At 67.8% G+C, this 8,291-nt stretch carries 14 protein-coding genes and 1 pseudogene; 9 read left to right on the top strand and 6 right to left on the bottom strand.

Annotated elements, in window-relative coordinates; all coding sequences use genetic code 11:
• The first annotated feature begins 17 nt into the window (after positions 1–17).
• Together VB739_RS03010 and VB739_RS03015 are read left to right on the top strand one after the other, a co-directional pair.
• Positions 18–983 (top strand): lytic transglycosylase domain-containing protein, encoded by a 966-nt coding sequence (locus VB739_RS03010; RefSeq protein ID WP_323355650.1) that lies wholly within the window; start codon positions 18–20, stop codon positions 981–983.
• A gap of 38 nt (positions 984–1,021) precedes the next feature.
• Positions 1,022–1,648: a methyltransferase family protein gene (locus VB739_RS03015; protein ID WP_323355651.1), complete on the top strand. Its 627-nt coding sequence runs from the start codon at positions 1,022–1,024 to the stop codon at positions 1,646–1,648.
• A 3-nt stretch (positions 1,649–1,651) separates the two neighbouring features.
• On the opposite strand, the gene VB739_RS03020 is transcribed toward VB739_RS03015, so the two are convergent.
• Both VB739_RS03020 and VB739_RS03025 read right to left on the bottom strand, forming a co-directional pair.
• Positions 1,652–2,053 carry a molecular chaperone DnaJ gene (locus tag VB739_RS03020; protein ID WP_323355652.1) on the bottom strand — a complete coding sequence of 134 codons (402 nt, stop codon included), beginning with the start codon at positions 2,051–2,053 and terminating at the stop codon, positions 1,652–1,654.
• A gap of 48 nt (positions 2,054–2,101) precedes the next feature.
• Positions 2,102–2,314 (bottom strand): hypothetical protein, encoded by a 213-nt coding sequence (locus tag VB739_RS03025; protein ID WP_323355653.1) that lies wholly within the window; start codon positions 2,312–2,314, stop codon positions 2,102–2,104.
• Between the two features lie 75 nt (positions 2,315–2,389).
• Between VB739_RS03025 and VB739_RS03030 the strand changes: the two genes are divergently transcribed.
• From VB739_RS03030 to VB739_RS03040, 3 genes are all read left to right on the top strand, one after another.
• A complete protein-coding gene (locus tag VB739_RS03030; protein ID WP_323355654.1) occupies positions 2,390–2,845 on the top strand; it encodes an RDD family protein in 456 nt (151 codons plus the stop codon).
• Between the two features lie 43 nt (positions 2,846–2,888).
• Positions 2,889–3,596, top strand: a complete 708-nt coding sequence (locus VB739_RS03035; protein WP_323355655.1) for a hypothetical protein — start codon at positions 2,889–2,891, stop codon at positions 3,594–3,596.
• An 83-nt stretch (positions 3,597–3,679) separates the two neighbouring features.
• Entirely contained in the window at positions 3,680–4,363 is a 684-nt protein-coding gene (locus VB739_RS03040) for a M23 family metallopeptidase (RefSeq protein ID WP_323355656.1), read from the top strand.
• A 29-nt stretch (positions 4,364–4,392) separates the two neighbouring features.
• Here VB739_RS03040 and VB739_RS03045 read toward each other — a convergent pair whose 3' ends face one another.
• Complete coding sequence (locus VB739_RS03045; RefSeq protein ID WP_323355657.1) at positions 4,393–4,824, bottom strand: DCC1-like thiol-disulfide oxidoreductase family protein; 432 nt, start codon at positions 4,822–4,824, stop codon at positions 4,393–4,395.
• A gap of 187 nt (positions 4,825–5,011) precedes the next feature.
• Here VB739_RS03045 and VB739_RS03050 point away from each other — a divergent pair, with 187 nt between their 5' ends.
• The 3 genes from VB739_RS03050 to VB739_RS03060 all read left to right on the top strand — a co-directional run bounded on the left by VB739_RS03050 (position 5,012) and on the right by VB739_RS03060 (position 6,716).
• The gene (locus VB739_RS03050; RefSeq protein ID WP_323355658.1) at positions 5,012–5,314 is read left to right on the top strand and encodes a hypothetical protein; all 303 of its coding nucleotides are present in this window, start codon (positions 5,012–5,014) and stop codon (positions 5,312–5,314) included.
• A 107-nt stretch (positions 5,315–5,421) separates the two neighbouring features.
• Positions 5,422–5,739: a DUF1830 domain-containing protein gene (locus VB739_RS03055; RefSeq protein WP_323355659.1), complete on the top strand. Its 318-nt coding sequence runs from the start codon at positions 5,422–5,424 to the stop codon at positions 5,737–5,739.
• A 101-nt stretch (positions 5,740–5,840) separates the two neighbouring features.
• Positions 5,841–6,716: a histone deacetylase gene (locus VB739_RS03060; RefSeq protein WP_323355660.1), complete on the top strand. Its 876-nt coding sequence runs from the start codon at positions 5,841–5,843 to the stop codon at positions 6,714–6,716.
• Here VB739_RS03060 and VB739_RS03065 read toward each other — a convergent pair.
• The gene (locus VB739_RS03065; protein WP_323355661.1) at positions 6,706–7,143 is read right to left on the bottom strand and encodes a hypothetical protein; all 438 of its coding nucleotides are present in this window, start codon (positions 7,141–7,143) and stop codon (positions 6,706–6,708) included. The genes VB739_RS03060 and VB739_RS03065 overlap by 11 nt on opposite strands.
• A 128-nt stretch (positions 7,144–7,271) precedes the next feature.
• Between VB739_RS03065 and VB739_RS03070 the strand changes: the two genes are divergently transcribed.
• Positions 7,272–7,853 (top strand): ferritin, encoded by a 582-nt coding sequence (locus tag VB739_RS03070; RefSeq protein WP_323355662.1) that lies wholly within the window; start codon positions 7,272–7,274, stop codon positions 7,851–7,853.
• Between the two features lie 32 nt (positions 7,854–7,885).
• Here the strand turns inward: VB739_RS03070 and VB739_RS03075 are convergent, their stop codons facing one another.
• Complete coding sequence (locus VB739_RS03075; RefSeq protein ID WP_323355663.1) at positions 7,886–8,161, bottom strand: hypothetical protein; 276 nt, start codon at positions 8,159–8,161, stop codon at positions 7,886–7,888.
• A 3-nt stretch (positions 8,162–8,164) separates the two neighbouring features.
• Positions 8,165–8,291, bottom strand: a pseudogene (locus VB739_RS03080) (Crp/Fnr family transcriptional regulator); the annotation flags it as partial.

Consider the following 8,291-nt stretch of genomic DNA (forward strand, 5'->3'; position numbering starts at 1 on the left):
CACGATGCCCCCTGTCCATGCGCGTCTTCACTCCGGCCCTGCTGACTCTCCTGGTGGCCTCCGCGGCCGTGGTGCTGGCCGTCACGACGGAGAAGCCCCCCGGCTCCAACGTGCCTTCGCTGCCATCCCAGGAGCGGCAACGTGCGGAGCAGGCCCCGCCTCCTGCTCCAGCCCCAACCCGCTCCTACCCCCGATTGCCAGGGGATCCCGCGGCGATTGCCTCCCAGCTGGCCGCGGTGGAGACAGCACTGCGGTCCGCTTCCACACCAGCCGGGCTGCTCCCCGAGCTGGGGCACCGTCAACAGGTGATCTACCGCAGGCTCGCCCTCGATCCGCTCCTGGCCGCCCGGGTGCGGGTTTCCCTGGAGGTCCGCTGGCAGGGCGTCTTCGACCGTCACCTGGCGGCCCGCCGCGAGTTCCTGGCCATGCACCGGGGTGGGCCGCGTTCGGCCGTCGTTCCCGCCTGGCGGATCATTCCACCGGAGCCTGCGGCCAATCTGCTCCGCTACTACCGCGAAGCGTCGGCCGCCACCGGCATCCCCTGGGAGGTGCTGGCCGCGGTCAATCTGGTGGAAACGGGCATGGGCCGCATCGATGGGGTTTCCGTCGCGGATGCCAGGGGACCGATGCAGTTCCTGCCCAGCACATGGGCCGAGCCTGGTATCGGTCAGGGGGACATCCGCGACCCTGAGGATGCGATCCATGCCGCTGCCCGTTATCTGGTGCGCCGGGGCGGGCTCAAGGACATCCGTAAGGGGCTCTGGGGGTACAACAACAGCAACCGCTACGTGAGGGGCGTGCTGCTTTACGCCGAGCTGCTCCGCCAGGACCCCCAGGCGTTCACAGGCCTCTACAACTGGGAGATTCACTACAACTCCGCCGCCGGTGACCTGTGGCTGCCGGTGGGCTACAACCAGCCCAGACCCCTGCCGGTCACCACCTACCTGAAGCGCTACCCCGCGTCGGCCCCTCCCGGACGCTGACGCACCCTGCCAGCATGGATGGCCCCCATCGGCCCTGGATGACCCAGCTGCAAGCCATCAACATCGCCAAGGTGACCACCATGGTGGCTCTGCTGATCCCGGCCCTTGTGCTGGGGCTGGAGTCTCCCCGGGTGGTGATCTACCTCTCCTTGCATCTCAGCTACTGCCTCTGGTGGCTGCTCGAGGAGGTGCTGTTCCCCTGGCGTTCCCGCCAGCTCTTCACCGATCGGGTTCAGCCGCTGCAGGCCGCCTTGGTGGTGCTCTATGTCGGGGTCTTCTATGCCCTGCCGGGCTGGCTGGCGATGGCCAACGACCAGCCCCTGCAACCACTGACCATCGCCATTGGACTCAGCTTCTACATCTTCGGTTCGCTCCTGAACACAGCCGCTGATGTGCAGAAGGGAACGGCCAAGGAGCTGGGCGCCACCCTGGTGGCGGATGGGGCCTGGCGCCGTGTCCGCCATGTCAACTACCTGGGCGACCTGCTGCGCTACAGCAGCTTTGCGGTGATCGCCGGTTCGCCCTGGTCCTGGCTGCTGCCCGCTTCGGTGCTGGCGCTGTACCTGCCCCGCATGATCCAGAAGGAGGCCTTGATGGCGGAGCGCTACCCCGGTTTCGAGGCCTACTGCCAAACGAGCTGGTGGTTGGTGCCGGGTGTCATCTAGGCGTCAGCTGAGGCCGCGTCCAAGCAGCACATCCCTGGCGCCGTTGACCGCCTGCATCGTGTCGTGGCGGCCGCCACGGTCAGGGTGATGCTCGGCGGCAGCCTGCTTCCAGGCCACGGTGACGTCCGATTCGCGCAGCCGTCCTGACAGGGCCAGGCCGAGTCTGGAGCGGGCTTCGATGGCCTCAAGGCCTGGACTGCGGCCAAGAGGTCCATGGTCGGCGGCGGAGAGGCCCGTGCCTTTCTTGCGTCGTCCCTTGGTTCCGGCAGGTTTGGCTTTGCCACCAGAGCCCATGGCAAAGCCTTTTTTTGGGGAGGCCTGGGGACCGTCACCGGCGGGGCTGCTGGGCGTTGCTGGTCGGAGGGACACCAAAGAAACGCGTGGGTCGAACAAGGTGCGAGCCATGGGTTCTCAGGTGCCAGCTCGGCCGGTGCGTTGGTGGGTGGTCGTGCCTCAGACCGAGGCGTCGAGGGCGGGGGCCAGATCGATGCTCAGTTCGGCCAGCAGATCGGCAGCCAGTTGATCGCTGGATTCGGAGCTGATCGGGGCCGCTTCAGGAGCCATCATCACTTCAGGTGCCTGACCACGCCCGCCAGCCATCGCCGGGGTGAAAAAAGCCAGGGCCAGACCCACCATCAGGGCGAAGAAGAAGGAGAGGGCTCGCATGGACCAGGGAGAGCGAATCGACTCTGTCCTAACACCGCTGTGGTCGTTCCCGCTGTCGGCAGGGAAGATGGCGTCATGGCCAGCGGTGTTCCCTCCCCAGTCCCCTCCGTGGTGTATGCGGGATTCGGGATTCGCACGGCCGCCTCGTTGATCGATTCGGTGCTGATGGTGCTCATCACGGCACCGTTTCCTCTGCTTCTGTTTATTCTTCCCAGCGAGACGGCGATTCTTGGACTCAGCACGGTGTTCTCCGCCCTGCTGGTGATCCTGTTCTGGCGCTGGAAGCAGGGCACCCCTGGCAAGTTGCTGCTACGCCTGCGGATCGTGGATGCCCACTCCGGCGGTGAGCCCGATCTGCGCCAGTGGTGCCTGCGTTACGTCGGCTATGTCCTCTCCACCGTGCCCCTGCTGCTGGGGTTCTTCTGGGTGCTCTGGGATCCCCGTCGCCAGGGCTGGCACGACAAGCTCGCCGGCACGGTGGTGATCCATTCACCCCAGCGGCACTCCTCAGCCCCCCGTCCCACGACGTAGGTCGGGAATGCTGGTGCTGGATCCCCTCATCCCGTCCTTGGCCATGACCGCTCCCTCCCGCGATCCCCTGGATGAGGCGATCGCCGCCCGCCGAAGCCAGGATCCCCTGGTGGGCGCCAAGATCGGCGCTGAAGAGGTCAGCCGCCGGCTGCTGCAGGCCATGGCCACGGACAGGGGGGTGCATGTCGAATCGCTCCTGGCTGTCTGCGGCGCCCTGGCAGGCCACGCCTGGCAGGCCAGCCTGAGGGCCCGCGCCCGGGCGGCCGGCCAGATGGAGCCGGAGGGACTGCACGTGATCGGCACCCAGAACGGGGGCTCTTTTCTTGTCGGTGAAGGACTGGCCCAGGGGCTGTTCCAGGACCGCTACTCCACCTGGGGCCTGGCGGCCGCCGCCGCCCAGCAGGCGGGTTGCTCGGCGTTGCCGGATCCGATGGCGCTGTGGCGTCACGGCATGGACAGCCTGGGCCAGGACAGCTTCGGTGTGCCGCAGGTGCCCAGCCGGCACAGCCCTTCGTCGGACTCCCTGCAGTCGTTGGCGAGCCTCTGGCCGGCCCTGCTGCCGGTGGTGCAGCGCTTCTGCCCGGACCCGGCGGAATGGCCGATCCTGTTCGGCCTGCTGGCCCAGAAGGCCATCACCATGGGACGGGAGGTGATCGATCCCTGTCTGGCCCTGCGGATCGTGATGGACACCGCCATCGCCAACGCCATGGTGATCCTGCCGGAGAGTCAGGAGGCCCCCCCGGGATCCTGAGCTGCCCACCCAGCGGCGGCGGCGCCTTGGCAGTCACCCCCGGGGGCGTTACCAAGGCCTTCACGGCCCCATGCAACAGGCGGATGGCATCCCGGTTTCGCAGCGTCCTGACGGCACTGGCGTTGCCCTGGCTGGTGCCGTTGTCGCTGCTGCCGCTGCCCGTGCTGGCCACGGGCGACCTGCCGCCCCGGCCGACGGAGGTTCCCCTGGAGGTGCCGGTGGGGGATCTCGGACAGAACGAACGCCTCCCGGAGTCGCTGCGCGCCCGCTACCGGCCGGCGGCAGCAGGGGCGGTGCCGGCCGTGCAGGCCGGAGCTCTGGGCTACCCCCTGGGGCAACAGCCCACGGAACAGGCCGCCTTCGGCTGGCGGTTGGCCGACTCCCGCAACGCCTGGCGGATGCACACCGGCCTTGATCTGATCGTTCCGGAGGGCACACCGGTGTTTTCCGTGCTGCCGGGCACGGTGCGCTTGGTGGACGACGTCAGTGGCTACGGGCTGGTCGTGGTGGTCGACCATGGACTGGGTTGGCAGAGCCTCTACGCCCACCTGCTGGACGTGGCGGTGCTGCCGGGTGACACCCTGGCCGCAGGGCAGAGCCTCGGTCGGGTGGGCAGCAGCGGATCGGCCAGCACGGCCCATCTGCATTTCGAATGGCGGCAGAGGCGGCAGGGGCGACTGGTGGCGGTGGACCCCTCCCCCCTGTTGCAGCCGATCGGAACCGGAGCCTCTGTGGCCGGACGGACCCCCCTGCCGCCGCTCCCTTGAGCCAGCGCCGCTTCCCGGGGCCTTGCCGTTCAGGGCCTGTCAGGATCCAGAGGCAGGCCCTTCAGGGCCAGGGCCAGGCGCCGTGCCCCCAGCAGCAGCGGGTAGAGGCGTTCGCTGCGGGATGGACCGCTGAACAGGGGAACCAGCAAGCGCAGCAGGGGATCGCTGGGGCGCATCAGTTCGCACAAGTGCCGTACCGCGTCGGCCCCATGCCAGGCCCTGTCTCCCTGGAGCAGAACCGCCCCTTCCGCCAACGGCATCCCCCGCGCCCGCAGGTCCCGGCGCAGGTCCGTGTCGGCCCGCCCATCGACGATGCGCAGGTTGGCGATTCCGCTGCGCAGTTCACTGCTCAGGGCGAAATGGCGGCAAAACGGACAGCCGCCGTCATAGACGAGTCGCAGCGGCTGCTCTGCATCCAGCGATCGGGCGGTGGGATCGCTCAGCGCGGAGGGGGTGGGCACGGGGCCAAGGGGATGGGATGGGGGACGTTGATCCACGCTTCGATTCTGGTGTCGGCGGCGGTTCAACGGCGCAGGGGCGCCCGCGCTCGTCTTTCGGCAAGTCCTGACAGGCCACCGAATTCTGTGGTCCTCGGCACCATCTGATCCCCCAGAACCGCTAGATCTTCTGCCACTGGATGATGGAAAAATGCTTACACCCAGCACCCGTCTGCGGCTGCAGGACATCATCGGCAGGATTGCTGATTCCCAGCCAATCAGTTTAAATGAGCGGATTTATGTTCAGAAGTTCGCTGACCGTGATGCCAGCGTCTGGAGTTGGTTGCGGCGGGCTCAGCGGAAGCAGCGCCGGGGGGAACCCGGCACCGATCTCGAACGCTTCATGGCGCAGATGGATCTGGGGGACACCAGTGACACCAAGGCGTTCGATCCCACTCGGGACGACCTGGGCGACTGGTTCTCCGGTGCTCCGAACTGGCTGCGGCGGAGCTGAGCAGCTTCCGAGTCGGTACAAACACTCATTGCCCAGCCTTCGTCACATTGATGACTGACAGCCGACTCTGGCCGTGTGTGGATGTCAGGGACGGGATGGAGGCCGCCATGAATGTTTTACTTTGTAGCTATCGCAACTGTTCCGTAGGCATGCGGATCATCCGCTGCTGTGGGCCGGATGATTTCTTTCTGGAAAGGGTGGTTTTCCCGTTTGAGGTGCTCACCTTTCACTGTCCCCCAGCCAGTGATGTGGAGGTCTGGGCGAAGGATTCGCTGGGCGTCGTGCTCACCGAGCAACTCTCCGCCGATGCCATGGCCATGCAGCAGGATGGGGTGTTGCCCCGTCCGGAATGGTTGCCCCAGGTCCCGAGCCGAGCGGTGGGGGTGAAGGGAAATGCCAGCTCGGTGTGCCTGCTGCCCCACTGAAGGCAGCTGCACTGGCGCCAGGTCCTGGTATCGGCCTCGTTTGCAGTGCCGCCTACCGGGAGCACGATACCGGAGCCTGGCATCCGGACTGTCCTGCCCGGGTGGACGCCGTGATCCAGGGGCTGGAGCGCGCCGGTCTGCTGGACAGGTGTGCGCTGATCCCTCCGCGTCTGGCCACGGAACGGGAACTGCTGCGTTGTCATACCCCTCAGTACCTGCAGCGGGTTCAGGAAGACATCCTGGCCGGCCGCGACCAACTCTCCACCGGCGACACGGCCATCGGCCCCCACTCCGAGCGGATCGCCCGGCTGGCCGCCGGCGGTGGGCTGGCGGCGGTGGAGGCCGTCATGGAGGGGCGGGTGCGCCAGGCCTTTGCGGTCGTCAGGCCCCCGGGGCACCACGCCAGCGCCACCCGGGGCATGGGTTTCTGCCTTTACAACAATGTGGCCGTGGCCGCCCGCCATCTCCAGGCGTTGTATGGGCTGGAGCGGATCCTGATCGTCGATTGGGATGTGCACCATGGCAATGGCACCCAGGACATCTTCTGGCGCGATCCCTCGGTGCTGTTCTTCAGCAGCCATCAGGCCCCGTTCTACCCGGGGTCCGGCACCCGGATGGAACGGGGTGAGGGGCCCGGAGCCGGCTTCACCCGCAACTGTCCCCTGCCGGCCGGCACGACGGGCCGGCAACTGCTGTCCGCCTGGCGCGAGGAGCTGGTGCCCCTGGCGGAGGCCTTTTCCCCGGAGTTCGTCCTGATTTCGGCGGGATTCGACTCCAGGGGCGGTGATCCCCTGGGGGATTTCCGACTGGAGGATCGCGATTTCGCCGCACTGACCGAGCTGCTGCTTGACATCGCCGCGGAGCCGGCGCAAGGGCGGCTGGTGTCCGTCCTGGAGGGCGGCTACGACCTGGAGGGTCTGGCGTCGGCCAGCGCTGCCCACGTGGCCACGTTGCTGGGGTGGGGCGCTACGTCCTGAGACGCCACCAGAGCCAGCCCTCACGGTTGATCATCAGGCCGATCACCACCATGGCCAGCATCAGCACGATCTGATCGATCCGGGCGTCGGGCACCAGGATGTCGGCCGCCAGATGGGGGATGTTGGTCAGGGTGTACACGACGCTGAGCCAGAAGTGGCAGCGGCGCCAGTGGCGCCAGTGCCCGGGGTGAGACGGATCGCTGCTGGCGTAGGCGATCAGCACCAACGCCGCCAGAGGCAGCAGGAAAAAGCCCAGCATTGCCCCGAACAGCAACGGCAGCTGGGCGACCGGCACGTGGCTGTCGATCTCCGGCGAGATCCCGTGGAACAGGGGCATCAGCCCCAGATTGACGTGGAACAGCATGGCCAGCAGCCAGGCGATCCAGAGGCTGCGCAGCCGCAGGGCATGGTCGATGGCACCGGCCATGGGGACGCTGCAGGGTGCTTCAACTCTGGGCAGCTGCTCCACCCCCGGGACCGGAAAGGGTCGGTTCGTCGCCGAGCTCTTTACATTGATCGTGCGTTGATTGGGTCCTGACCCCCAGTCCGTTCTGCATGACCCTCTCCACCTCGTCCCTGCCCCAGAACGCCGTCGCCACCGGCCCCGCCGGCAGGGCCATGGCCCAACCCATGGACGCCGGTCTGCTGGAGGGGCTGCAGGAGCATCTGGGCCTTGAGCGCAAGGCCAGCGCCGCCTATTGGGCCATGGCCCTCTGGTTCGCCGAGCGGGAACTGCGCGGATTCGCAGCCCACCTGATGCAGGAATCCCGTGGGGAGCAGCACCATGCCGGTCTGGTGGCCGACTACCTGATTGCCCGCGGTCAGACCGTCGATCTGGGTGCTCTGCCCGCCCCTGGCCAGCAGTGGAGCGATGCCGAGGCGGTCCTGGCCGACGCCTTCCGGCTGGAAGCCGACGTCACCACCTCCCTGCAGCTCCTTTATTCCATGGCCGAGCGTGCCGGGGACGTGCGCAGCACCGTCTTCCTCGACCCCCTGATTCAGGGCCAGATCGCTGCCGAGAACGAAGCCGCTCATTTGCTGGGACGGGTTCGCTTTGGTCGTCTCGAGGCGGCGTCGATGCTGCTGATCGATGGGGAACTGACGGCGGCCCAGCAGCCGGCGGCCGCCCTGGCCTGACCGGAGCTGGGCCCCTGCTCCTGACCAGCCCTTCAGCTGGGGAGGGGCCTGCCAGCAAGCTCCAGCAGGAAGCTCGCACCGAGGGGATCGCGCAGGGGCAGGCCTGCCATGGTGCGGGCCAGGCCATGGATGGCCCGTCGGCGCCGCTGCAAGCGCGCCGCTTCCCGCCGCAGGCGCTGGTGGAGCTGGGCGTCGCGGCAGGTGGACAGGTGCCCGTTCAGCAACCGCCAGCTCTGGCGCAGGGCGCCCATTTCGCGGCAGAGGCTGCCGATCAGGCTGTCGGAGGTCTGGGACGTGGTAGGTCTCACGTGTCAGGCGGCCAGGGGAGCGCCATCGACCAGGGCCGGCGCCAGCCGCAGGCCGGTTTCACCGCTGGGGGCCTGCAGCAGTTCGGCGGCCCGGATGCGGGAGATCAACCGGGTGGTGGTGACCCGGGTG

Source organism: Cyanobium gracile UHCC 0281 (genome assembly GCF_034931305.1).
Lineage (GTDB): Bacteria > Cyanobacteriota > Cyanobacteriia > PCC-6307 > Cyanobiaceae > Cyanobium > Cyanobium gracile_A.

Bases quoted from the DNA above. Each gene is read 5' to 3' on its own strand.
- VB739_RS03040 (WP_323355656.1), top strand. From the start codon at position 3,680: ATGGCATCCCGGTTTCGCAGCGTCCTGACGGCACTGGCGTTGCCCTGG.
- VB739_RS03070 (WP_323355662.1), top strand. From the start codon at position 7,272: ATGACCCTCTCCACCTCGTCCCTGCCCCAGAACGCCGTCGCCACCGGC.
- VB739_RS03065 (WP_323355661.1), bottom strand. From the start codon at position 7,143: ATGGCCGGTGCCATCGACCATGCCCTGCGGCTGCGCAGCCTCTGGATC.
- VB739_RS03010 (WP_323355650.1), top strand. From the start codon at position 18: ATGCGCGTCTTCACTCCGGCCCTGCTGACTCTCCTGGTGGCCTCCGCG.
- VB739_RS03030 (WP_323355654.1), top strand. From the start codon at position 2,390: ATGGCCAGCGGTGTTCCCTCCCCAGTCCCCTCCGTGGTGTATGCGGGA.
- VB739_RS03050 (WP_323355658.1), top strand. From the start codon at position 5,012: ATGCTTACACCCAGCACCCGTCTGCGGCTGCAGGACATCATCGGCAGG.
- VB739_RS03025 (WP_323355653.1), bottom strand. From the start codon at position 2,314: ATGCGAGCCCTCTCCTTCTTCTTCGCCCTGATGGTGGGTCTGGCCCTG.
- VB739_RS03035 (WP_323355655.1), top strand. From the start codon at position 2,889: ATGACCGCTCCCTCCCGCGATCCCCTGGATGAGGCGATCGCCGCCCGC.
- VB739_RS03020 (WP_323355652.1), bottom strand. From the start codon at position 2,053: ATGGCTCGCACCTTGTTCGACCCACGCGTTTCTTTGGTGTCCCTCCGA.
- VB739_RS03015 (WP_323355651.1), top strand. From the start codon at position 1,022: ATGACCCAGCTGCAAGCCATCAACATCGCCAAGGTGACCACCATGGTG.
- VB739_RS03055 (WP_323355659.1), top strand. From the start codon at position 5,422: ATGAATGTTTTACTTTGTAGCTATCGCAACTGTTCCGTAGGCATGCGG.